The 20,957-nt window shown below is 63.5% G+C and carries 27 protein-coding genes; 22 read left to right on the top strand and 5 right to left on the bottom strand.

Translation table 11 applies throughout. The features are described from left to right. Window positions 1-3 precede the first annotated feature (3 nt). Window positions 4-306: a hypothetical protein gene (locus AC0L3D_RS31590; RefSeq protein ID WP_128175009.1), complete on the bottom strand. Its 303-nt coding sequence runs from the start codon at window positions 304-306 to the stop codon at window positions 4-6. A gap of 240 nt (window positions 307-546) precedes the next feature. Next, window positions 547-861, bottom strand: coding sequence for a YMGG-like glycine zipper-containing protein (locus AC0L3D_RS31585; RefSeq protein ID WP_027154393.1), 315 nt, complete (start codon window positions 859-861; stop codon window positions 547-549). 325 nt (window positions 862-1,186) lie between these two features. Between AC0L3D_RS31585 and AC0L3D_RS31580 the strand changes: the two genes are divergently transcribed. From AC0L3D_RS31580 to AC0L3D_RS31530, 11 genes are all read left to right on the top strand, one after another. Then, window positions 1,187-2,095, top strand: coding sequence for a hypothetical protein (locus AC0L3D_RS31580; protein WP_287229460.1), 909 nt, complete (start codon window positions 1,187-1,189; stop codon window positions 2,093-2,095). Between the two features lie 80 nt (window positions 2,096-2,175). Then, window positions 2,176-3,165 (top strand): Coat protein, encoded by a 990-nt coding sequence (locus tag AC0L3D_RS31575; RefSeq protein ID WP_128175013.1) that lies wholly within the window; start codon window positions 2,176-2,178, stop codon window positions 3,163-3,165. 114 nt (window positions 3,166-3,279) lie between these two features. After that, window positions 3,280-3,591, top strand: coding sequence for a hypothetical protein (locus AC0L3D_RS31570; RefSeq protein WP_287180444.1), 312 nt, complete (start codon window positions 3,280-3,282; stop codon window positions 3,589-3,591). A gap of 398 nt (window positions 3,592-3,989) precedes the next feature. After that, the gene (locus tag AC0L3D_RS31565; RefSeq protein WP_287229456.1) at window positions 3,990-4,592 is read left to right on the top strand and encodes a phage connector family protein; all 603 of its coding nucleotides are present in this window, start codon (window positions 3,990-3,992) and stop codon (window positions 4,590-4,592) included. After that, window positions 4,592-7,048, top strand: a complete 2,457-nt coding sequence (locus AC0L3D_RS31560; RefSeq protein WP_473535997.1) for a phage tail protein — start codon at window positions 4,592-4,594, stop codon at window positions 7,046-7,048. Before AC0L3D_RS31565 ends, AC0L3D_RS31560 begins: the two co-directional genes overlap by 1 nt. Window positions 7,049-7,130: 82 nt before the next feature. Further along, the gene (locus AC0L3D_RS31555; RefSeq protein WP_287364014.1) at window positions 7,131-7,790 is read left to right on the top strand and encodes a hypothetical protein; all 660 of its coding nucleotides are present in this window, start codon (window positions 7,131-7,133) and stop codon (window positions 7,788-7,790) included. A gap of 2 nt (window positions 7,791-7,792) precedes the next feature. Next, the gene (locus AC0L3D_RS31550; protein ID WP_473646969.1) at window positions 7,793-8,284 is read left to right on the top strand and encodes a hypothetical protein; all 492 of its coding nucleotides are present in this window, start codon (window positions 7,793-7,795) and stop codon (window positions 8,282-8,284) included. Further along, window positions 8,284-9,141 carry a hypothetical protein gene (locus tag AC0L3D_RS31545; RefSeq protein WP_473646968.1) on the top strand — a complete coding sequence of 286 codons (858 nt, stop codon included), beginning with the start codon at window positions 8,284-8,286 and terminating at the stop codon, window positions 9,139-9,141. The genes AC0L3D_RS31550 and AC0L3D_RS31545 overlap by 1 nt, the downstream gene beginning before the upstream one ends. 308 nt (window positions 9,142-9,449) lie before the next feature. Beyond that, the gene (locus AC0L3D_RS31540) at window positions 9,450-9,812 is read left to right on the top strand and encodes a VanZ family protein (protein ID WP_287364012.1); all 363 of its coding nucleotides are present in this window, start codon (window positions 9,450-9,452) and stop codon (window positions 9,810-9,812) included. 393 nt (window positions 9,813-10,205) lie between these two features. Then, entirely contained in the window at window positions 10,206-13,388 is a 3,183-nt protein-coding gene (locus AC0L3D_RS31535; protein WP_473646966.1) for an SGNH/GDSL hydrolase family protein, read from the top strand. 252 nt (window positions 13,389-13,640) lie between these two features. Next, window positions 13,641-14,228 (top strand): acyltransferase, encoded by a 588-nt coding sequence (locus AC0L3D_RS31530; protein ID WP_287175839.1) that lies wholly within the window; start codon window positions 13,641-13,643, stop codon window positions 14,226-14,228. An 88-nt stretch (window positions 14,229-14,316) separates the two neighbouring features. Here the strand turns inward: AC0L3D_RS31530 and AC0L3D_RS31525 are convergent, their stop codons facing one another. From AC0L3D_RS31525 to AC0L3D_RS31515, 3 genes are all read right to left on the bottom strand, one after another. Then, on the bottom strand, window positions 14,317-14,487 hold the full coding sequence (locus tag AC0L3D_RS31525) for a hypothetical protein (RefSeq protein ID WP_023798595.1): 171 nt from the start codon (window positions 14,485-14,487) through the stop codon (window positions 14,317-14,319). A gap of 566 nt (window positions 14,488-15,053) precedes the next feature. After that, window positions 15,054-15,236 carry a hypothetical protein gene (locus AC0L3D_RS31520; protein ID WP_473646964.1) on the bottom strand — a complete coding sequence of 61 codons (183 nt, stop codon included), beginning with the start codon at window positions 15,234-15,236 and terminating at the stop codon, window positions 15,054-15,056. A gap of 120 nt (window positions 15,237-15,356) precedes the next feature. Beyond that, window positions 15,357-15,536, bottom strand: coding sequence for a hypothetical protein (locus tag AC0L3D_RS31515; RefSeq protein ID WP_473616221.1), 180 nt, complete (start codon window positions 15,534-15,536; stop codon window positions 15,357-15,359). Between the two features lie 115 nt (window positions 15,537-15,651). Between AC0L3D_RS31515 and AC0L3D_RS31510 the strand changes: the two genes are divergently transcribed. The 11 genes from AC0L3D_RS31510 (at window position 15,652) to AC0L3D_RS31460 (ending at window position 20,641) form a co-directional block, all read left to right on the top strand. Next, window positions 15,652-16,473: an N-acetylmuramidase family protein gene (locus AC0L3D_RS31510; RefSeq protein WP_473646963.1), complete on the top strand. Its 822-nt coding sequence runs from the start codon at window positions 15,652-15,654 to the stop codon at window positions 16,471-16,473. Continuing rightward, a complete protein-coding gene (locus tag AC0L3D_RS31505) occupies window positions 16,470-16,688 on the top strand; it encodes a hypothetical protein (protein WP_023798600.1) in 219 nt (72 codons plus the stop codon). The genes AC0L3D_RS31510 and AC0L3D_RS31505 overlap by 4 nt, the downstream gene beginning before the upstream one ends. Window position 16,689: 1 nt before the next feature. Further along, window positions 16,690-16,950 (top strand): hypothetical protein, encoded by a 261-nt coding sequence (locus AC0L3D_RS31500; RefSeq protein ID WP_473646961.1) that lies wholly within the window; start codon window positions 16,690-16,692, stop codon window positions 16,948-16,950. Further along, a complete protein-coding gene (locus AC0L3D_RS31495) occupies window positions 16,935-17,171 on the top strand; it encodes a hypothetical protein (protein ID WP_051407780.1) in 237 nt (78 codons plus the stop codon). Before AC0L3D_RS31500 ends, AC0L3D_RS31495 begins: the two co-directional genes overlap by 16 nt. After that, window positions 17,150-17,491, top strand: coding sequence for a hypothetical protein (locus AC0L3D_RS31490; protein ID WP_473616219.1), 342 nt, complete (start codon window positions 17,150-17,152; stop codon window positions 17,489-17,491). The genes AC0L3D_RS31495 and AC0L3D_RS31490 overlap by 22 nt, the downstream gene beginning before the upstream one ends. Window positions 17,492-17,588: 97 nt before the next feature. Continuing rightward, entirely contained in the window at window positions 17,589-17,879 is a 291-nt protein-coding gene (locus AC0L3D_RS31485) for a hypothetical protein (RefSeq protein WP_473531258.1), read from the top strand. A gap of 270 nt (window positions 17,880-18,149) precedes the next feature. Next, a complete protein-coding gene (locus AC0L3D_RS31480) occupies window positions 18,150-18,443 on the top strand; it encodes a hypothetical protein (RefSeq protein ID WP_128175033.1) in 294 nt (97 codons plus the stop codon). Between the two features lie 591 nt (window positions 18,444-19,034). Beyond that, the gene (locus tag AC0L3D_RS31475) at window positions 19,035-19,352 is read left to right on the top strand and encodes a hypothetical protein (protein WP_287229432.1); all 318 of its coding nucleotides are present in this window, start codon (window positions 19,035-19,037) and stop codon (window positions 19,350-19,352) included. 314 nt (window positions 19,353-19,666) lie between these two features. Continuing rightward, entirely contained in the window at window positions 19,667-19,966 is a 300-nt protein-coding gene (locus tag AC0L3D_RS31470) for a DUF1236 domain-containing protein (protein WP_473628101.1), read from the top strand. Window positions 19,967-20,070: 104 nt separating this feature from the next. Next, window positions 20,071-20,370, top strand: coding sequence for a hypothetical protein (locus tag AC0L3D_RS31465; protein ID WP_287346591.1), 300 nt, complete (start codon window positions 20,071-20,073; stop codon window positions 20,368-20,370). A 37-nt stretch (window positions 20,371-20,407) separates the two neighbouring features. Further along, window positions 20,408-20,641, top strand: a complete 234-nt coding sequence (locus AC0L3D_RS31460; RefSeq protein WP_473628103.1) for a DUF2934 domain-containing protein — start codon at window positions 20,408-20,410, stop codon at window positions 20,639-20,641. Window positions 20,642-20,957: the final 316 nt, after the last annotated feature.

The following is a 20,957-nucleotide window of genomic DNA, read 5'->3' as shown; positions in this document are numbered from 1 at the left end:
TGGTTAAGTCTTGCTCAAATCTACGGTGATCCGCATCGGGCTGGTTTTGACACCTGGCGGCCAACACTTCTGGACCGATTTCAAAAGTTGCTGGGCGGCTTCCGCCGCCGCCTCCGAATGTGGATCATAAGATACAACGGTAACCGACTTGACCTTGCCGACCTTGTTCAACGTCACCTCGAAAGTGGCTTTGACGTGATTGTCTACAGCGGCCACCGGCAAGACCAGGCAATCGCCGATCCGCTCAACACTGACAGCCTGTCTGGCGTGTGCGGAAACTGAACAAACAACCAGCAGCGAAGTCATCAAAAATCGCATCGTCGCCCCCTTTGGATAGCAGACGATAGCGTCTAAACGCGCTGAGGGTAAGGATCAAAACCATCGGGTAGACTGCGCCGACGCTGAAACTGCGCCCCTCTCCCCGTTCTACGGGGAGAGGATGCCGGCAGGCAGGTGAGGGGCGGCGCCAGCATCTCAGAATTCTGCGCTGCCCCTCATCCCCCTGCCGGGACCTTCTCCCCGTATAGTGACGGGGAGAACGGGCTATCAATAATCGCCGCGGTAGTAGCGGTCGTCGCAACGGGCGGTGTAGATGCGGCCGTAGCGGTCCTGATAGCGGCAAAGCTGTTCGCCGCGCCGCTGTGGCGTCGTCGCGCTGCCGACGACCGCCCCCAGCAGGGCGCCGCTGGCTGCGCCGATGACCGTGCTCTTGGTGTCGCGGCCCAGGGCCTGACCGACGAGAGCGCCGCCAGCGCCGCCGACCAGGGCCCCCGTGGTGGCTCTTTGCTGGCCTTCGGTCTGTGCACATCCTGCCAGCGCGGCAGTCACAAGCAGGGCGGCAATGGCTTTGTACATGGTCATCGTCTGATACTCCGTTGAAGCCTATGAACTAATACACTGGCTGGTTTTGCCAAGTGTTTGCCAAGTGCGGTTGCATTGCGGCGGAACCGCGGCACCGCTTGTCACGAAATGCGACATGGTTTCTTTCGTCTTGACGGTGCGTGCCTCCGGTTCTGAAAGATCGTATTCGAACAAGACGATAGGGCCAGGTTCTGTCGAAAAGAATCAGGCTGCGGCCGCAACGATTCCGCCGGGTCCAGCCGATCCCCCAACAATCCAATAACACGCCCGGCTGAACTGGCCAGTGCTCGTTTCCATTTGCAAACAACAAGAAGGAATCTTTCTCATGACAGATCTGGCAGACGCCGGGTCCGTGGTGGCGTCGCCACCGGCGGGCAACCTTGCAGGGCCACCGGCCGCCGGGGACAACGGGTCCGCCCCGCCGGCCGGCAAGAGCTGGTTTGACGGTCTCTCCGAAGGCAACCGCAAGCTCGCTGAAACCAAGGGCTGGACCAAGCCTGAAAGCCTCGACCGGGTTCTCACATCCTATGCCGAGTTGGAACGGCAGCAGGGCGAAAGCCTGCGCATTCCGGCAGCGGACGCAGCGGCGGAAGACTGGGACAGGTTCCATGCCCGGCTGCCTGAGGCGATGCGCCCGCTGACATCGCCCGACAAGGTCGAGTACAGGCGCCCCGACGGGCTCCCCGAAAACTTCGCCTATTCGGACGAGCTCGCCAACGCGTCCAAGGCGTGGGCGGTCGAGGCCGGCGCCACGCCGAAGGTGGCGCAGGCCTATCACGACCGCTTCGTCGGCTACATGGCCGAACAGGCCAAGGCGCAGCAGATCGCCCTTGCCCGTTCGGTCGAGGCCACTCACGACGACCTGGTCCGGGACTGGGGACCGACCGACAGCGACGGCTTTCGTAGGAGATTGGAGGTCGCCAACCGGGCGATGAAGAAGCTCGGGCTGGTCGATGCCTACAAGGCGAAGGGCATCCTCCTGCCTGACGGCGCCTTGACCGATCCGCAGATCGCCAAGGCGTTCCACGCGGTCGGCGAGGCGATGTTCAGGGAAGACACGATCGACGGCGGCGCGGCCTTGAGCGGAGGCAATCCGTTCAAGCGCAACGCCGCCGGCGAACGCAACCTGACCGATATCTCGGCCCTCGTCAGAAGCGACCCCGTTCGCGCCCGGCGGCTGGCACGCGAGGCCGGCGAAAACCCCGATCTATGGATACCGAACAACCCCCTTTGAAATAGGGCAACCGCATCCGGATGCCCCCTCATCCGGCCTGAGGGGGCGCAGCCGTCAATCAAACTGAAGGAAAGAAAAAAATGGCAGACGCCTATACCCGCATCGCGGACGCGATCGTTCCGTCCGTCTATGCGCAATACTCGTTCGAGGAGCACGTCCAGTCGCTCGAGATCTACCAGGCCGGGATCCTGTTTTCCGACCCGGCCATCGCCTCGAAGCTCTCCATGGGCGGGCGTTCCGTCGACATGCCAGGCTGGAAGGATCTCGGCAACGATCCGTCCGAGCCGGTCAACGACGATCCGGCCGACTCGATCGAGATGAAGAAGATCGGCGCGCGCCGCGAGGTCGCCGCCCGCAATGTCCGCGCCCAGGCGTGGGGCATTCCGGACCTGACCTCGATCCTGGCCGGCGACGACCCGCAGAAGCTGATCGTGCGCCGCCAGACCGACTACTGGCAGCGCGCCAACAAGCTGACGCTGCTCGGCATCCTGAAAGGGGTGGTGGCCGACAACCTCGCCAATGATGCCGGCGACCTCGTCCGCATCACCGGCGCCTCCATCGTCGACACCGACATCATCGAGGCCGCCTATCTGATGGGCGACCGCGCCGACAAGTTCAAGACGATCTGGATGCATTCCAAGCAGATGAAGGCGCTGAAGCTCGCCGACCTCATCGACTATGTGCCGCCGTCCGAGCAGGGCGGGCCGCTGATCCCCTATTATATGGGGCTGCGGGCCGTCATCGACGACGACATCCCGGTCGCCGCGGGCGTCTACACGGCGTTCATGTTCAAGGACAAGGCAATCCTGTGGAACGAGCTGCCGGTCAATACCGAGGGCGGGCCGCTGGAGTTCGACCGCAAGCCGCGCCAGGGCCATGGCGGCGGCGTCACCGAAATGGTCGCCCGCCGGCATTTCGTCCCGCATGTGCCCGGCACCCGCTTCCTCGACGCGTCGACGGCCGGCGAATTCGCCACCGATGCCGAGTTGGCGCTGGCGGCGAACTGGGACCGCACGGCGTCGAGCGTCAAGCACATGACGTTCATTGCGCTGAAGACGACCGAGGCCTGATGAAGCAAGGCGAGGGCGGGGCGTCAGAGTCCCGCTCTTCTGGGCGCCAGGTCGGCCGATGTGGCTAATCCCAATTCACGCGCTGTGCTGCCCCAGAATTGTTGTTGTTGCACATTGATCAATCGCCGCCACCAAACGGTTACACAAGCGGGCGATGCTGCCTTGTCTTTGCAATGGAGGGTAACCATGGATATGACCTACAAGGCAGTTCAGGATGTGCTTCGAAAAGCCGGCATTGTCATAAGCAAAAAGGGCGAGCTTCACCGCATCAACTTCTTCAGCGGCCTGGAAAACACCGCCTACTACACGACAAGCCTCGAGGATGCGCTTGAGCGGGGTTTGGCGATGGCGAGAGCTGCCGAAAAATTGCCAGCAAGCGCCTTTGCCAAGTCGCGCGGGCGGCCGGCGAGCGCACACTTCGGCTGACGCCGCAGGATGTCATCGCCGCGTTGCGCGGCGATGTTGGGAACGCCCACCAGTTTTCCAGCGGTCGCGTCCGTCGCGCCCCCCTCTGTCCTGCCGGACATCTCCCCCACTTGGGGGGAGATCGGCAGCTTCACCGACAACGCCCTTTCTTCAACGTTGGCGATTGGCGAAAGCCAACGCGACATCCAATTTCCCCCTCGTGGGGAGATCGGCAGCTTCACCGACAACGCCCTTTCTTCAACATTGGCGATTGGCGAAAGCCAACGCGACATCCAATCTCCGCCCTCGTGGGGGAGATGCCCGGCAGGGCAGAGGGGGCGCGATGGAACGCGACCTTCCCCACAATCCACCCCACCATGCCTGCTTTTCCCGATCCAAACAGACGGAGGCCTAAAACCATGGCCGTCACCCCGCTCGACATTGCCAACATGGCGCTTGGCGTCCTCGACGAGGCGCCGGTCGACAGCCTTGATCAGGATGTCAAACCGGCCCGCCTGCTCAACCTGCATTTCGACCTGACCCGCGAGGCGGAGCTGATGAAACATGCCTGGGTGTTCGCAATCCTGGCGGCCGCCGTCGCCGGGTCCGATACCGGCAGTGGCGCGGGCACGCTGAACTTTGCCTATGAATTGCCCGTGGATTGCCTGCGGCCTTTGCCGCTGACCCACAATGGCGAGCCGGATGGCGTGCCGATCGCGTGGCGCCAGGAAGCCGGCTTGATCTATTCCGACCAATCGAGCCCGCTGATCATCCGCTATATCGCCAACCTCACCGATCCGAACGACTGGGACGCGACGTTCACCGAAGTGCTGGTTGCAGCGCTTGCCGTCAAGATCGCGCATCCGCTGACCCACAAGGCGGGCATGATCGACATCGCCCGCGGTGCCTATAGCGTGGCGCTGGACGCGGCGTTCCACGCCAACGCCATCCAACGTGGCGGCAGGTTTTCAACGTCGTCCTGGGCGGTCCAGCGCGGCGACAACCGGTTCCGGCGCGCCTGATGACGATGCTCTATCCCATCCAGGACACCTTCGTCCGTGGCGAAATCTCACCGCGATTGCACGCTCGCGCCTCGCTCGACCTATACAGGGCCGCGCTCTCCCGCTGCGAAAACTTTTTGACGCTTCCCCATGGTGGCATCCGGAAGCGCGGCGGCACCTATTTCTGCGCCGAGGTGAGGGATTCTTCCAAAGCGACGCGGCTGATCCCGTTCATCTTCTCGGCGGACCAGGCCTATGCGCTCGAATTCGGCGATCTCTACATCCGCGTCCATGCCTATGGCGCCCGCGTCGGGGTGGTTGAAGTGGTGACGCCATACCTGGAGGCTGACCTGTTCGACCTGCAATTCGTCCAGTCCGCCGACCAGATGTGGATCACCCACAAAAACCACCTGCCGCAGGTTCTCACCCGCACGGCGCACACCGCATGGACGCTGGCCGAGTTCGTCTTTCTCGACGGCCCCTATGACGACATCAACACAAGCGCGACCACGCTGACGCCGGCCGAGACAGGCGCCGTTCATCCGGCGATGACCAGCAATACGCTGCCAACCGGCACCGCTGCATCCAGCGCCGGCACCGCATATCTCGCGTTCGACCGTGACAACAAGACAGTCATAACGTTCGGTACGACCACCGGCGACGTGTCCTATGATTTTGCAGGCACCGCGACAAAGGTGTGCGACGGTTACTGGATACAGACTAGGGCGAACGGCGGCTCCAGAGCACCGGTGTCATGGGATTTCCAGGGCTTCGATGGCACCAACTGGATCTCGCTTGATAGCCGGACGGCGGAAACCGGCTGGTCGCGCGGCGAGGTGCGGTTTTATGAGTTCCAGAACGAGACCGCCTATCAGTCCTATCGGATAGTGCTCAACGGATCCGAAGGCGACGACAACATGGACATAGCCGAGATGGGCTGGCACGAGGATGGCGATACACAGACGCCATTCGATCTCACGGCATCCTCGATCGTCGGCATCAATGACGGCACCGGCTTCCAGACCAGCGATGTCGGCCGGACCATTCGCTTGCTCGGCTCGGACGCCGTCTGGCGCTGGGCGCGCATCACCAGCCGCAGCAGCGCGACCGTGGTCAAGGTCAGGCTGTATGGGCATGCGCTGCCCAATCTCAGCCCGATCGCCCGCTGGCGCCTCGGCACCTTCGTTCCCGGCAAATATGTCCAGAGCGGTTCGCTGTACGAGGAGCGCCTGGCCTTCAGCCGAAAATTTTCCGTCTATGCCTCGGCAACCGGCGATTTCGAGAATTTCGCCACCGGCGAAAAGGACGACGACGCGCTTGAATTCGTCCAGGCCGGCGGCGGCCAGGCCAACGATATCACCTGGATTGCGGAATCCGACGGGGCGCTGATCATTGGCACCCTTGGCGGAATCCGGGCGCTGTCGGGCTCGGGCATCGACGAAGCGCTGACGCCGTCATCGTTCAAGAACCGCCGCTCCCGCACCTTTGGCTGCGCGCCGCTGCGCCCTGTCGATGCCGGGCAATCGTTCCTGTTCGTCACCAGGTCGCGCAAATCGATTGCAGAACTGACCCAGAGCGCGACCGGCAAATTCACCTCGGAGGATGTCGGGCAGGTTTCCGAGCATATCCCGAAGCAGGGTGTCGTCGAACTGGCATTCCAGACCGATCCCGACCCGCTGCTGTGGTTCCCGCTCGATAATGGCGAGTTGGGGGGATACACGCACCAGCCTTCGCAGGAAGTCCGCGGCATGCACCGGCATCGCATCGCCGGGTATTTCTCCAGTTCCGCGTTCTCAGATTCAGCATGGGGAGTGGTCGAGAGCGCCGTGGTGACGCCGGGGCAGGACGGCAATGACGATCTGTGGCTGATCGTCAAGCGCACCATCGGCGGCGCCACCAGGCGTACTATCGAAATCAAGTCGGCGCCGTTCGAATATGGCGAGATTGCCGACGCATTTGAGGTCGATAGCGGTCTGACCTACAGCGGTGTGGCTACAGGAACGGTCACAGGGCTCGATCATCTCAACGGCGAGACGGTCGATGCCCTGGCGGATGGCGTGGTCTACAAGGGCCTTGTCGTGGCTACTGGGGCGGTTTCCTTGCCTGGTGGTGCGACTGCCGCCAAATGGCAGGTGGGCCTGCCGTATGAGGCGGGCGCCGACACGCTGGAACTCGATGTCGGCGGCAGGGATGGCTCGATCGTTGGGCGGCGCAAGAAAGTCGCCAAGGTCATTCTGTCGCTGTTCGAGACGGATACGACCGGGCTGGAGATTACTTCCATGCAGCGTGGGCGGTGGGAGCCGGTTCGTATTCCCTCTGTCGTGACCCCTGACAGTTCGGCCAACCTGTTCACCGGGAATGTGGAAGTGCCGATCGACGATAGTTGGGAAGGGCAGGGGCGGGTGAGAATCCGCCATACCAACCCGACACCGTGCACCATCCGCGCGTTCACGCCGGTGTTCGACAGTGAGGCGTAGTTCAAACTGCCGATCTCCCCCCTCGAGGGGGGAGATTGCGCGCTCAGCCCTTCCATCACTCCCTTAAAAGGACCCCGCTTCGATGACCCCATCCCCGCATGCCGAAGCTCTCGGCAGGGCGCGGACGGCTGCCGATTTTGCTGCCGTCATCGCCTTGCTCGACAGCGACCTCAAAACTGCTGCCGCCCGCAAACAGGAACTGGAAAAGGCCAAGGGTCGTGCGATGTTCGGCCGTGGCGACCTGGTGGCGGCGCGCATTGCGCTCTCCGAGGCCAACGCCGTCGTTGCGCTGCTGGAAAAAACCCGTGAGGCGGCGAACGAGCGCCGTGCCGCCGCGCAAAGCGAAGACTGCGTCGACATCGCAGCACTTGCCGACGAGATCAGGGCAAACGCCGCTTCCCTCGACGAGCGCTGGCGCATGGCCCACTGGCTGGTCGAGCAGCTGCGCCAGCAATTGTTCGACGCCGATACCTTGCGCGGTGCCGTCGCCACCGTCAACAGCCAGCTCGACGCCGCCGGCGTCGCCAACCTGAAAATCAACCCGACCGCCGTCCGGCGCGCCGCCGTGACCGGGCCGCGAGCGACAGCTCCGGCTCGTCTCAGCGCGGCAGCGATCCAGGCCGACAGACTGCTTTTGTCGCTGCTCAGCCCCGGCGGCGCGCTCGACCCACGACCGCCGCTTGGCGCGCCGGTCGGAGGCATCGCGGGTCGATATTCGCTGCGTGGCCGAGGCCGCGGCTGACCATGTTTACGCTTGCCCTTATCGGCACGGCTCTCTCGGTCGGCGGCGCGTTGGTCGAAGGCCAGCAGTCGCGGCAGATGGCCGACTACCAGGCCCGAGCCTATGAGCAGCAGGCGCAGGCCGACGCGCAAGCCGCCGCCTTCGAGCAGGACCAGGAGCGCCACAAGCAGGATCTGTTGCTGTCGCAGGCGCGCGCCCGGGCCGGCGCCTCGGGCGTCGCCCTGTCAGGCTCACCGAGCGAGGTGCACGCCGCCAATGCAAGGCAGGGCCAGCTCGACATCAAGGCGATCCAGTACGGCTCGCAGCTGCGCCAGAACAATTTCGCCACGCAGGCCGCGATCTCGCGCTTTTCCGGCAGGCAGGCGGCGGCTGCCTCGATCTTCAGGGCCGGCGGCAATCTCGTGTCCGGCCTTTCCGGACTGTACGACCCGAAGAAAGCGGTGACGTTCGGCAACAGCGCCTTTCCGCCGGCGCCCGGCGGAGGGCTTTACTGATGGCGACCATCCCCCTCCAGCTCGCCCAGCGCCGGCTCGACAGCGGCAGCGTGGTTTCCTATCCCGACAGCTCGCCGGTCGGCGCCGCGATGCAGGGCTTTGGCGACGAACTCTCGGCCGTCGCCGAGCGTTTCCGGCAGCAGAAGCAGCAGCAGGATGCGTTCGACGCCGAGGTCATCGGCCGCGAGCTGAACGGGCAGATTGCCCAGGCCGAGAAAGAAGCGATCCAGAATGCGCCGGCCGACGGCCGCGGCCTGCACGACGCCATGTATGGCCAGGCACGCAACGGTGTCGTCAAGCCCGGCCTGTTCGACAAGCTTTTCGACAGCACCGTGCCAAAAATGCCGGAAAGTGAACGCGCCAGGTTCATCAGGCAAAAAGAGGCGATGAGATTGGCCGGGTCGGCGCGCATGGCCGCACAGCAATATGCGCGCCGCCAGGACTATGAGCAGGCCGAATGGTCCAAGGCGCAGGCTGCGGAGCTCAATGCCATCGCGCGGAGCGACCCGGACGACACCGCGACGTTCGAGGCGATCAGGCAGAGCGGGTTCGACTTCATCGCCAAGATGGGCAGCCCGGTCGCCCGGCAGCTGGCAGAAACCGGCTGGCGCAGCAACACCGCAAAGGCGCTCGCCCGCGCGATGCTCGCCAAGGACCCGAAGCGCGCTGCCGAAATGCTGGGTACTGCGCCGGCCGCGCAGGCCGGTGGCGGTGAAACCACAGGCGCTGATGGCACTGATCTGTCGGCGGAAAACCCGAATGGGCCCGCTTCGGGCGACGACCGCCTTGCTGATCTGACGCCCGACGACAGGGTTGCGCTCGCCCGGCTGGCTGGCGTCTCGGCGACGCAAAACTGATGTCGGCACCGGCGACCTGGCCAGGTTCTTCTCGTCACCTGGGCTGTTGCGTTGCCGTCAGCCCCACCGGCATCTTTAATGGCTGCTTCATGTTAGTGGGCTTTTTTATGGGAACCTAAAGCCCCTCACAGGCATGGGGTCGTTTCCAGGGCGATAAGAGCGACGGCGGCCTTTCTTACAACACAGACTTGTGGTTCTGGATTTGAAATTCCCAAGCGCTGATGCGATCATTGGCAAATCCACCTCGCCCATCCAGGCTTCTCAGATGAAGGACTGACCTTACCTTGTTGCGCCTAGATTCTTTTCCGATGCTGGCAAGGATCGTTTTTCCGATCACGTTGGCCGGCGTTCTCCTGCTCACGCTTCTGCCGGCGCGGTTCTTGCCGGATCTCGGCACGGCCGTCACGCTTCACGACGACAAGCTGCAGCACGCCATCGCCTTCGCCGTGCTGGCGGCCCTGGGAAGCCTCGGCTGGCCGGGACACAGGACAAGGCTGATTGTTCTTCTCGCCTTTACCGGCGCGGCGATCGAGGTGCTTCAGGGCGCGCAACTGATCGGGCGCGACCTGGATGGGCTCGACTGGGTTGCCGACTGCGCCGGCATGGCGTTGGGACTGACAATCGCCGGGACAAGCAGGCGCGTTGGCAAGCGCGTCGGCGGATTGCCGTAGGTCGCTGCGGCGGTTCAGGATAAAAGCGCTCCGTAGCGATCCTGCGCGCCCCCCTCTGTCCTGCCGGACATCTCCCCCACTTGGGGGGAGATCGGCAGCTTCGCGGACAGCGTCTTTTTTGCAAGGCTGGTGGTTGGCGAAATCAGTGATGAAGGCCAATCTCCCTCCTTGTGGGGGAGATGTCCGGCAGGACAGAGGGGGCGGGCGCTGTCCCTCCGCGATCAAAGGTTCTGCACCGCAGCAGCGCTCCGATGTCACGGAATGGATCTCAGGGTCTGCTCCGCACCCGCGGCGGCTAGTCGCCGATGTGCCATAGGCGGCGCGTCCCGCCGCGCTGGAATCATAGCACTGTCGAGCCTCGCTTCGCGGGGCTTATTTTATGGAGCAAGCCTGATGGCCCGACCCGCAACTGCCGCCGTTCGACTTCTGACCGGCGAACGCGAACCCGTGCGCCTGGCGACCACGGCAAGCATCCTGCTCCATCGCCTGCAGACCATCGACGGCGTGCCGGCTGAGGTCGGCGACCGCGTGCTGGTCAAGGACCAGGCCGACCCGACGCAGAACGGCATCTACACGGTGAGCGAAGGCGAATGGTTCCGCGTCGCCGACGCCCGCACCGCCCGCACCTTGCAGAAAGGAACGACGGTCCACACCCAGGTTGGGACAATCAATGCCGGCCGGGTGTTTGAATTCAGCGCCGACGAGCCGGTGGTGGGCAGCGACGCCATCACCATTGCCCCGTTCGTGCCGCCCGATATTTCGCAGGTGGTCGGTGCGGTGGTGACGCTGCGCGATGAAACGCAGGTGCTGAAGCATGCCACCGAGGCCAGCGCCGGCCAGGCCGCCGCCAGCGCGTCCACCTCCGCTGCCAATGCCGGACAGACCGCCGCCGATGTCGCTTCCACGGCGGCCAACCTGGCCGGCGCCCAGGCGGCACGCGACGCGTCGCTGTATGGCAAGGGCATCTTCCCGACGATCGTAGCCGCGATCGGCTTCGGCGTGGCTGGCTTCAGTGCCCTGGTCGGCGGCGCCGGCGGCACGAACGGCACGTTCGATCTGGCGTTTACCGGCGGCGCCGGTTCTGGTGCCGCAGGACGCTTCATCGTCGCCGGCGGTGCTGTGACGATGATCCTGATCACGGCACCCGGTTCCTACACGGTCGCGCCAGCTTTCAGTTTTGCGGCGTCTGCTGGTCTTGCCGGGGCCAGCGCTTCGGCGGTCCTCGCCCGGAATGTTGAGGTTGGTGAATACTTCTGGACCGAAGTCGGCGCCGGCATCATGGGAATGTACATCGTGGCGGCCGGGCCTGTTGCGGTCGACACAGGCGTTCGCGCTTCGGCAGCGGAAGTTGTCGCCTTGATCGGGTCGCGGACGGTTGGGCCGGTCCTGATCACGGGCTCCGTCGGCGGCACGGCTGTTACCAATACCAGCGTCTATTATTGGCCGGGCTCACTGTCGGCTGTCGATGAGTTTCTTTCGAGCCTGGAACTCGGCTTCGGTGCCGGGGCAGGAACAATCCGTATCGTCATTGCCCAGGTCGAGGGCGATGGCACGTTAACTCTCGTCTCTGAACAAACCATCCCTGTCGTTGCCGGCCCGTCTTCCGTCAACTCGGGTCTCTCGATCCTGAAGCCGGCCGGCAGCGTCATGGGCCTGCAACGGACAGGAGCCGGCACGTGGTATTACACGGCGGGGGCCATTCCGAACGGCGAAAGCAAGTGGTTCACGGCGACGGTTCCCACGTCGAACACAGCCAAGACCGTTGACTTTTTCAATGGTCCGCAATGGAAAGCCACTTTCACGGGCGAAGTCGGCACAAAGGCGCGCGCTGCCTACGACACCGCAAACGATCTGGTCGACATCGTCGGCACTGAGCAGGTGGTCGGCTGGCCGAACCTGGTCAACACCGGCACGAATACCCCGGCGAATTACAGCGTCGTCATGCAAACGCCAGCGCCGGCCGATGGTTACATCACGGAAATCGATGTCGGTGCCAGCGGGGCTGGCACGGCCAACATTCACGTCATCCAGTACAATGGCGATCTAACCGTCAACGTGATCAGCACGCATCAGATCACGTTGGCCAATGGTGTGAGCGAAATCCCCCTCAGCATACCGATTGCAGCGGGGCAGTATCCGGCAATCAGCGGCGGCGGCTACAAGTTTCAGAACAGCGTCAACCCGCAAGGCATCCCCGGATGGATCAGGTCTGGCGTGCTGTCGAACGGCGCTATTGTGGCATCATCGACCCTGCACCGCTATGAGGTTGCGTTCACGATCAAAACTGGCCTCATCGCCGACGCTGCGCGGGCTCTGACAGGCGGCACACAGAACACCGGCATGAACCTGCTGGCGGACGCCGACCCGAATGGCGTCGTTGACGCGACCGCAATCTTTGCCTCGGCCGCTGCTGCCCATCCAAACCCGTATGTGCCGCCCGGCAGCTTCGCGCTGACGGCCATGCCTAAGTCAGGCGACGGTTTTTGGGGACCAGGAAAGCCGTTCGTCGGCGGCCGGCGGTTCTTCGTTCCGGCTCGCCCGTCGCTGTTCAATCTCTATGACGGCTTCCGCGCCAAGATGGCAGAGCATATCGCCAACAACGATGTCCTCTGCCTGATCGGCGACAGCATCGGTCATTGGGCGCTGGCCAGTAACGGCCCGGCGCACTGGTTCAATCGGGTGACGCAGTTTGCCAATCTCGGCATTGCCGATGACGAACCGGGCATGACGGCGCTGCGGCCAAGCTCCACCTACACGCCGGACTTCTATGGCGTTGCGACCAGCGGAACCGTCTCGACGGGAACGCGCGGGCCACTTGGCGAAAGCATCATCCTTGCGGATGGCGCGTCCCTGGCGTTCACTGGAGCCTATGAACAGGTCGATGTCCACTACACCCGGGACGCCGGTCAAGGTTCGCTTGCCTTCGCTTTCGACGGTGGCGCGGCGTACAAGACCGTCAATGCTGCCGGCGCTCTGGCGCTCGATCAATATTCCGGCCCGTCGATGACGGGGCAGGCTGCCAGCGGCAATTACACACTGACGGCGGTAGGCGGCCCTGTCGAAATAACCGGGCTTATCCGTCTTGGAATCAAGGTGTCGGGATCCCGTCCTCGACTGCGCTCACTGCGCGCCGCGCATGGGAGCTATACCTTCGCGTCGTTTAATATGGCGCGCCTTACATCAGCAATCGTCCAAGCGAGCTATGCTGGCGGCAAGATCGTGCCGATACTCGCGCTTGGCATCAACGACAGTTTTGGTACCGCGCCGGCTACGATTTCAACGAACATCACTGCGGTGCTTAATACGCTGGAGGCAGCTGCCACACCTCGCATCCTTGCGATGCCGCCGACGCGCCCGTCTTCGGCCTGGGATGGTAGCTACACTGGAGGGCGGACTTACGACGCGGCGCTTGGCGTTATCCGCCAGACATACCGGTCACGAAACGTGCTGACGATCCCGATTGATGGTTTCGATTATATCGACGCTGGAGCCTATCAAGAGGGGCTTCACTTCAACGACGTCGGCCATGACAGCAACGCCTTGCGCTTCATCGAATATGTCGCGGAGAGGGGATAGGCAAATGGCACAGGCAATTCAGCACAAGAGTGAGACGGTAGCCAAACTCCGGAAAGGCGAGGAGTGGGTCGTTGTCGGCACCAAGATCGAGCGCATGGGCTACCTCACGTCGACACTGTACATGTCGGACGAGCTGCATCCGAATGCAGCCGGCGCCATGCCACCTACGACGCCGAATGCCTGCGTCAAATGGTGCGTCGGGGTCTCTTCGATGCCTAGACTGAAATGGTGGCGTGTGGCAGATGTTCGCAAATGCGTATCTTCTCCACCATTCTCGCTGTTCGCCGCCGCTTTTCGTCTTGGATCGCCACAGGCGCCGCAAGGGAGAATGCCGTCATCGGGCCGCGCACGAAGTTCGGTGCCGGGGCGGAGATCTTCAATATTCATGGCGACAGGTCCCGGGTCTCAATCGGCGCGGACAGCCATCTGGACGGACATCTGCAGGTCTTTGCCCATGAGGGTCGGATCAATATCGATGACTGGTTCTACCTTGGTCCAGGCTCGACGATTTGGTCATCGGATCCGGTGGGGATCAAGATCGGCAAACATGTCCACGTCTCGTGGGGGGTGGCGATCCACGATACCAACTCGCATCCCATGGACCCGCAGAAGCGTTTTGCGCAGATGCAGGCCATCTTTCGCGAAGGCCACCCGCGCGTCGACCCAGGCATCCGCTCAGCACCGATCACAATCGGAGATGATGTCTGGATCGGCAACAGTGCCATGATAATGAAGGGTGTCACGATCGGCGACCGGGCGATAATTTCAGCCGGCTCAATCGTACGGTCGGACGTTCCGGCCGACGCTTTGGTGCGGCCGGACCGCGACCTGGTGAAATGAAATGATGCCTTCGCTCATCAATGAGCGTTGTCCCATCATAGAGCGCCAACCATTCGCTTGCGCCAAGGCGCGGGCGAATGGCAACGGGCTAATGACGGCTGTCTTGCGGCTTGTTGTGAGGCTGGCTGTTCGACCACCAGACAAAATACAGCGAACCCACCTTCATGACTGGTACGCGGCGCTCGCGTTCGCGCCCCCGCAATTCGCGATAGACTTTTACCTTCAAGGTGCCGCCCGGCAGTTTGATGCGCACGGCCATCGGTTCAACTCCGCTGTGCAATTCAATGATGATGTGCGATGCAGCAATTAGAGAACTTCCCCAGCCGAAGAGTCAACCGCCGATGCGCGCGTTTGCTGGCTTGACCGGAAGGGTTCAAGCGCAGCCGCCCGAGGACGGCTTTTTTCGGGCCGTCAAGGCGCTGCCTGAGATCGGTTTGGATCGTCGTCGGGCTGGTCGTTCAACGGACGCGGCCGGTTCGACCACCAGCTGAAATACAGCGAGCCCAGCTTCAGAACCGGGATGTGGCGGGCGCGCTCACGCTCGCGCAACTCCCGATACCTTCATCTTCAAGGTGCCGCCCGGCAACCTGATACGCACTGCCATTGCTCCCAACCCCCGTTGTGCAATGCAGCGACCTAGAGAGCTTCCGTGGCGGAAGAGTCAAGGGCTGATCGTTGATTCTTTCTGCGGCTGTTTTCCGGGACCGGTTCCAAGAACGGTCCGGGCGGGTGAATGGTGAATGGTGAATGGTAGTAGTGAGTAGTGAGTAGTGAGTGGTGAGTGGTGAGTGGTGAGTAGAGTGAGAGCACCTTCTTCACTATTCACTATTCACCCACTCTCTTTGGCGGGCGTCCGGACGGACGATCCGAAATGCTGCTCGGCCACCAGACGATGAAATAGTCTCCAAGCCGCCAGACCGGGACTTGGCGCTTCTGCTCGCGGCGGCGCAGCTCGTCCTTTTTCTTGATCTTCAGTGTCCCGCCCGGAAGCCTGATCCTGATTGTCACGCGCCCTCCCGCACCTGTCCCCATGGGGTATGGACGGTTCATGGGAGCAGTTTATTCCGGCTAAGCGGTTTCCATCCCGATGGCAAGACGGATCGAGCTGTTCTCAATTGGTCAATGCCGTCAGTTGAAGGAATTCGCCATGCCCTGGAAGGCGAGGAACGCATAGACGATCGGCCCGGCTATCAGCCCGCAATAGAGGCACAGGATCACCGCCAGCGCCACAAGCAGCGGCTTGTCGCGGCCGACCGCGCAGAGCTCGGCCTTCACCGTCCAGCGCGCCGTTCCTTCGTGTTGCGACATCGGCCAATCCCCACAGTTTGGGGCCATTTCACACAATCGCCTGCAAACATCAACCGGGCGCCTGCAAACATCAAGCTGGCGCCTGCAAACATCAACCTGGGAAAGGACCAAGACCATGGACATGACGTTCAAGGGCGCCGCCAGGCGCCTCGACGATCTCGATCTGCCAAGACTTGGCGCCAGCATCGGCGTCGGCGAAGACGAGATCCACGCCTTTCTCGATGTCGAAACCAGCGGGCATGGCTTCGACGCCCAGGACCGGCCGGTCATCCTGTTCGAGCCGCATGTGTTTTACCGCAATCTGGCGGGCGCGGCTCGGGCAAGGGCGGTAGCGGCCGGCCTTGCCTATGCCAAATGGGGCGAAAAGCCTTATCCCCGCGACAGCTATCCGCGCCTGAAAGCCGCCTGCGCCATCGACGAGACGGCGGCGCTCAGATCGGCGTCATGGGGGCTCGGCCAGGTGCTCGGCGAGAATTTCAGGGCGGCCGGCTTTCTGACCGTGCAGGCCATGGTCGAAGCCATGATGGCGGACGAGGCGCTGCAGCTGGCGGCGGCGGTCAATTTCATCGCCGCCAACCGGCTCGACGGCAAATTGCGCAAGCATGACTGGGCCGGCTTCGCCAAGGGCTACAATGGCGCATCCTATGCGAAGAACGCCTACGATATCCGGCTTGCCGAGGCATTCCGCAAATGGTCCGGGATCAGGGACACGCCGCCCCCTCCGGCGCCGGTTCCGATCCCGCAGCCGCCGCAACCGAACGGTTTCACGCCCGCCAAGGCAGAGCCGGGCAAAGCCGGAGTGCGGCGCGGACCGTTTTCCGGACCGTTTTCCGGATCGTTGTCCGGATTATGGGCCGCAGTGCTGGCTCCGTTGGTCGCCGCAATCCTCTCCCTGTTTCGAAAGGCCCCCTCCTGGTTTCGAAAGGCAAAGCCATGAACTGGTTCAATACCAACGCCGCGCACAATCTGATCAATGTGCTGATCCTGCTGCTCACCGGCCTGGTCGGCTTCGACTGGACGCTGTTCGGCATCGACGCCGCCCTGGCGCTAAAAATCACCGGGGTGCTGGCCCTGCTCAAGATCCTGATCAATGTCGTGCGCGACGGCGTCGCCGGCCTTGTCAGAAACCAGCCTGCCGTGGAGGGCAATTGAGATGTGGGTGCTTTCCATGCTGGGCGCGCTCGCCGGCAACACGACGATCTTGGCGATTTTTGCCGCGCTCGCCGGCGGCATCGGCCTGTTTGTCGCCGGCGGTCGGGCCAACAAGGATGCGGCCAGGCGAGCGGCAGAAAAACTCGTTGCCGTCGAGGAGCGCCTCGAAATGGACCGCGAGGCGACCGATGCCGAACGCGCGGCGCGCGACCTGCCGGACGAAGCCGCACGGCGGGAGGCGATGCGATGGTCAAAGCGCTGATGCTGCTGCTCGGGTGCCTGTTGCCCAAGTGCCTGCTGTTTGGCGGCCTGCTGCTCGCCGGGTGCGCAACGCCGGTTTCGCCGGCGCGCCAGGTCTGGTGCGACCACAACCAGCCGCGTCGTGCGTCCGCCGCCGTCGTCGCCGCCATGACGCGGCCGGAGCTCGACGAAATCAATGCCTACAACGGCAAGGGCGCCAGATGGTGCGGGTGGAAGCCATGATACAGGAACTTCTCGACGCGCTCGGCATCAAGGCGCCGGTGGTGGTCGCCGGCCTTTCCGGCGGAATTTTGCGAGCCTTGTCGCGCCACCGCTACAAGGTTCGCGAGATGGTGGCGTCGCCGATCTGCGGCGCGCTGGCGGCGGCCTACCTGACATTGCCGGTGGTGCATTACTTCCGCGCCACAGGCCTGGCGATTCCAGCCAACGACGACACCACGACGCTGGCCGCGGCGTTCCTCATCGGCGTCTCGGCGATGTGGATCTCGGACATCGTCTTCGAAGTGGTGGTCAGGCGGTTCAAGCCCGAGAAGGAGGAGTGAGATCGCGGGTTGTGTTGTTGCGCCCTCGTGCCGTTGCGCAGGGTGCGGAACCACGGGCAAAGCTGCGCGTTAGGCACGACCTTTGCGAGGATTCAGCATGCCAGCTCGCCCAATCGTCCCGACAGCCGCAGCGATCCTGCTCGCCGCCACAAGCATGGCTTACGGCCGGCCGGATGCGCGCACCATGACATGCGAACAGACGCAGCAGCTGATCCAGAGCCGGCGCGCCGTCGTCCTGTCCACGGGCCGCAACACCTATGATCGATATGTCCGCCAATACGGCAATGAGTGCGACTGGCCCGAAGCGCCCGTCACCTCCTACATCAGGACGCTTGACGGTCAATGTCGGGTCCATCGATGCGAGGAACCGGTTCTCGGATTGCGATGATGCGCCATTAAAGTCCGGGATCAAACACCTAGGGTCTGCGCCGCGTCGCTCCGCTCCTTGCTTCGCCCCAGGATGACGAAGGTGTAGTAGCGTATGGCTAATCGCCAGCGTTGGAGATTGGTGCTAGAAGCAGCCGGCGCCTGATCCAAGGTCTCTTCCCGCGACGTCTCTTCGCCCCGACCACCAAGGTGGGCCGATGCGCTAAAAGCCGAAGGTTGCGGAACCACGGGCGAAGGTGCGCGTTGGGCACGACCCTTGAGAGGATCTATCATGCCAGCTCGCCCAATCGTCGCGACAGCCGCAGCGATCCTGATCGCCGCCACAAGCATGGCTCACGCCCGGCCGGATACGCGCGCCATGACATGCGAACAGACGCAGCTTCTGATCCAGAGCCGGCGCGCGGTGGTGCTGACCACCGGCCGCAACACCTATGACCGCTATGTCCGCCGGTTCGGCAATGAATGCGACTGGCCCGAAGTGCCTGTCGCCGCCTATGTCCGGACGCTTGACGGTCAATGCCGGGTCCATCGATGCGAGGAACCGGTGTTCTTTTTCCCGGACTAGCGGCCGAAGCTGCTGATCTCCAAGTTTTGGTAAAGAGGGCAGGCCAGAGGGGGTCGCCTCGCGTCGAGAGCCATCCTCCACTGCCGCAAGAGAAGAGGCCGCGCCCAGTCGAACCGACCCCCCTCTGCCCTGCCGGGCGTGATCAGCAGCTTCGGCCTCCGCACTCATTCCTGCAACGTTGGTGATTGGTGAAGGCGCCGATCACAGCCAATCTCCCCCCTTGAGGGGGAGATGTCCGGCAGGACAGAGGGGGGCGCCGTGGAGCACGGACATCAAAGGCTCTGCACCGGGGCCGACGATCTAGAAGCCGAAGAACTGCCAGCCGACCAGGTAGCCAAGCGCGACGACTGCCAGGGGAAACAAGGCTGGCGCCAGCCGGCTCAGGGCGGAGCTCCTTGCCGGCTCCCTTGGGGAACTTCTTTCGGCGTTTCCGAGGTTCTTGGTCATTCCGCTATAGTAGCAATCGCTGATTAACGATTCCCCAACATGCCGCGCCGGCGCGATTGAGCCGGGCGGCTTGCTGCAGGCGGGAACCAATCGCCGCCAACCGGCTTTGGCAAGGAGGCGATCGTTCGCGCGGAGGCGTTCGACATGAAATCTTTCGCATTCCTGCCAATCACGCTGCTCGGGGCACTGGCGTTGGCGGCGCCGGTTGCCGCCCAGACGGATGACGAGACACAAGACCAGGCGCCTGCCGGCCACTGCCAGGCGCAGCCGCAGAACGGTCAGCAGCAGCCGCCCGTCAACAACGGTGACAGCAACAGCCTGACCGACACGCTTGACCCCTGCAACGGCGTGCTGCTGCCGCCGCCGACCGGCGATCAGGGCATGGCCGCACCGCCGCCAGACCAGGGCAGGACACCGGTGCTCAAGCCCGGCGAGGTCCCGGCGCAGCCGCCGAAACCATAGATTGGGGGCATTTGCCGGTCACGCGCCTGACGGTGCCGGCGCCGGCAGGATTTTTGCCGTAGGGCGGAACGTTAGTTATCGCTAAATGTTCTTCTCGAAGCAGTCGATATCACCCCCCTCCGGTATCGCTGCTGATCGGGCAAAACCGATCGGCCCGCGCGCTTGGGCGACCAAGATCGCGGGCCACTGCCAGCCAACGCGGCGATCAATTAGTCGCCGCTCACGGAACAAGACGGTTTCGTCAAACGTTGGCTTTTGGGCTGAGTCGTCCCGACTGTGGACAGCAGAGCCCGCAAACCAGACAGGAGAAGACGATGAAAATCCACCTTGTTCCTGCCGCCGCCGGGCTGACTTTGCTGGCCGGTGTCGGCGTCGCCACCGCAGACCAGGTGATTATCACGCCCGAGCAGCAGACGGTCGTCCGCCAATATGTGGAGAGGCACCCGCTGGCGTCGATCAGCCTCCTGGGCGTGGAACTCAACGTCGGTTCCACGTTGCCCGACACGGTTGAACTTCACGAGGTTCCCGACGTCGAATACAGATACGTAGTCGTCGACGATCGCACCGTGCTGGTCGATCCCGGCACCCGCAGGATCGTGCAGGTCATCGACTGACCTTCACCCGCCGCTCTCCCGGGAAGACGCGGGAAGAGCGGCGGCTCGCCGGCAGGCAGCCGGCTGTCGATCGTCTTCGTGGCGGGACGGAAGGAGCCATTTCCATGTTGCCGCATGTCGAATCACGCGATGTGGCCGCATCCGTCGACAAGCTGCTTGCTGAACGGGGCTCTGCCCTGTTGTCGATGAAGGCGTTGATTGCAGCCGTGCGTGAGCAAACCGGAACGGAGCGCTCGGACGCGGATCTGGCAGGGCTGATCACCAAAAAGGCGGCACTCCTCGGGGTCGTGGTCCTGTCCGATTTAGGCGGGCCAGACTCAGGCCGTCCAGACTCAGGCCGACCCGACTCTGGCCGACCCGATCTGGGCCGAAGCCCCCAAGACGCCGGTCGAAAATTCAGCTAGAAGTTGTCGCTCACCGATTTGAGCCGAGGAGGCAACAGTGACGGACGACAGGCAGGAACGCATTCGCCGGCGGGCTCACGCGATCTGGGAGCAGGCCGGCCGGCCCGACGGCGCGCATCAGCAGCACTGGAACCAGGCCGCCGCCGAGATCGACGGTGAGGAAAGCGGACCCAAAACCAAGACTGCTCGGCCAAAGGCGCCGGCTCGGCCGAAGGAGCCGGCGGCCGGCAAGGTGACCAGTTCAAAGACTGCCCGGCCGCGCAAGTGCTAGCCGCCATCTGATGTAGTGCTCTACGGCGCCCCCCTCTGCCGCCGGACATCTCCCCCACGTGGGGGAGATTGGCAGCTTCGACGACGGCACTCTTCTTGCGACTTTTGTGATGGGCGAAATCAGTGATGACAGCCAATCTCCCCCACGTGGGGGAGATGTCCGGCAGGACAGAGGGGCGCGCCTCGCTCTGCCATCAAAGGTTTCGCACATAACGCTTCGGGGGGGGGGGGGGGCGGGGGGCCCCCGGCGGGGGGGGGGGGGGGGCCCGCCGCGGCGGGGGGGGGGGCGGGGGGGGGGGGGGGGGGGGGGGGGGGCG

It is taken from the genome of Mesorhizobium sp. WSM4837 (assembly GCF_055811435.1).
This window is presented reverse-complemented; position numbering and strand designations above follow the sequence as displayed.

Excerpts from the sequence above, each read along its gene's own strand:
- AC0L3D_RS31590 (WP_128175009.1), bottom strand. The coding sequence starts at position 306 with ATGACTTCGCTGCTGGTTGTTTGTTCAGTTTCCGCACACGCCAGACAG.
- AC0L3D_RS31585 (WP_027154393.1), bottom strand. The coding sequence starts at position 861 with ATGACCATGTACAAAGCCATTGCCGCCCTGCTTGTGACTGCCGCGCTG.
- AC0L3D_RS31580 (WP_287229460.1), top strand. The coding sequence starts at position 1,187 with ATGACAGATCTGGCAGACGCCGGGTCCGTGGTGGCGTCGCCACCGGCG.
- AC0L3D_RS31575 (WP_128175013.1), top strand. The coding sequence starts at position 2,176 with ATGGCAGACGCCTATACCCGCATCGCGGACGCGATCGTTCCGTCCGTC.
- AC0L3D_RS31565 (WP_287229456.1), top strand. The coding sequence starts at position 3,990 with ATGGCCGTCACCCCGCTCGACATTGCCAACATGGCGCTTGGCGTCCTC.
- AC0L3D_RS31560 (WP_473535997.1), top strand. The coding sequence starts at position 4,592 with ATGACGATGCTCTATCCCATCCAGGACACCTTCGTCCGTGGCGAAATC.
- AC0L3D_RS31555 (WP_287364014.1), top strand. The coding sequence starts at position 7,131 with ATGACCCCATCCCCGCATGCCGAAGCTCTCGGCAGGGCGCGGACGGCT.
- AC0L3D_RS31550 (WP_473646969.1), top strand. The coding sequence starts at position 7,793 with ATGTTTACGCTTGCCCTTATCGGCACGGCTCTCTCGGTCGGCGGCGCG.
- AC0L3D_RS31545 (WP_473646968.1), top strand. The coding sequence starts at position 8,284 with ATGGCGACCATCCCCCTCCAGCTCGCCCAGCGCCGGCTCGACAGCGGC.
- AC0L3D_RS31540 (WP_287364012.1), top strand. The coding sequence starts at position 9,450 with ATGCTGGCAAGGATCGTTTTTCCGATCACGTTGGCCGGCGTTCTCCTG.
- AC0L3D_RS31535 (WP_473646966.1), top strand. The coding sequence starts at position 10,206 with ATGGCCCGACCCGCAACTGCCGCCGTTCGACTTCTGACCGGCGAACGC.
- AC0L3D_RS31530 (WP_287175839.1), top strand. The coding sequence starts at position 13,641 with ATGCGTATCTTCTCCACCATTCTCGCTGTTCGCCGCCGCTTTTCGTCT.
- AC0L3D_RS31525 (WP_023798595.1), bottom strand. The coding sequence starts at position 14,487 with ATGGCCGTGCGCATCAAACTGCCGGGCGGCACCTTGAAGGTAAAAGTC.
- AC0L3D_RS31515 (WP_473616221.1), bottom strand. The coding sequence starts at position 15,536 with ATGTCGCAACACGAAGGAACGGCGCGCTGGACGGTGAAGGCCGAGCTC.
- AC0L3D_RS31510 (WP_473646963.1), top strand. The coding sequence starts at position 15,652 with ATGGACATGACGTTCAAGGGCGCCGCCAGGCGCCTCGACGATCTCGAT.
- AC0L3D_RS31505 (WP_023798600.1), top strand. The coding sequence starts at position 16,470 with ATGAACTGGTTCAATACCAACGCCGCGCACAATCTGATCAATGTGCTG.
- AC0L3D_RS31500 (WP_473646961.1), top strand. The coding sequence starts at position 16,690 with ATGTGGGTGCTTTCCATGCTGGGCGCGCTCGCCGGCAACACGACGATC.
- AC0L3D_RS31495 (WP_051407780.1), top strand. The coding sequence starts at position 16,935 with ATGGTCAAAGCGCTGATGCTGCTGCTCGGGTGCCTGTTGCCCAAGTGC.
- AC0L3D_RS31490 (WP_473616219.1), top strand. The coding sequence starts at position 17,150 with ATGGTGCGGGTGGAAGCCATGATACAGGAACTTCTCGACGCGCTCGGC.
- AC0L3D_RS31485 (WP_473531258.1), top strand. The coding sequence starts at position 17,589 with ATGCCAGCTCGCCCAATCGTCCCGACAGCCGCAGCGATCCTGCTCGCC.
- AC0L3D_RS31480 (WP_128175033.1), top strand. The coding sequence starts at position 18,150 with ATGCCAGCTCGCCCAATCGTCGCGACAGCCGCAGCGATCCTGATCGCC.
- AC0L3D_RS31475 (WP_287229432.1), top strand. The coding sequence starts at position 19,035 with ATGAAATCTTTCGCATTCCTGCCAATCACGCTGCTCGGGGCACTGGCG.
- AC0L3D_RS31470 (WP_473628101.1), top strand. The coding sequence starts at position 19,667 with ATGAAAATCCACCTTGTTCCTGCCGCCGCCGGGCTGACTTTGCTGGCC.
- AC0L3D_RS31465 (WP_287346591.1), top strand. The coding sequence starts at position 20,071 with ATGTTGCCGCATGTCGAATCACGCGATGTGGCCGCATCCGTCGACAAG.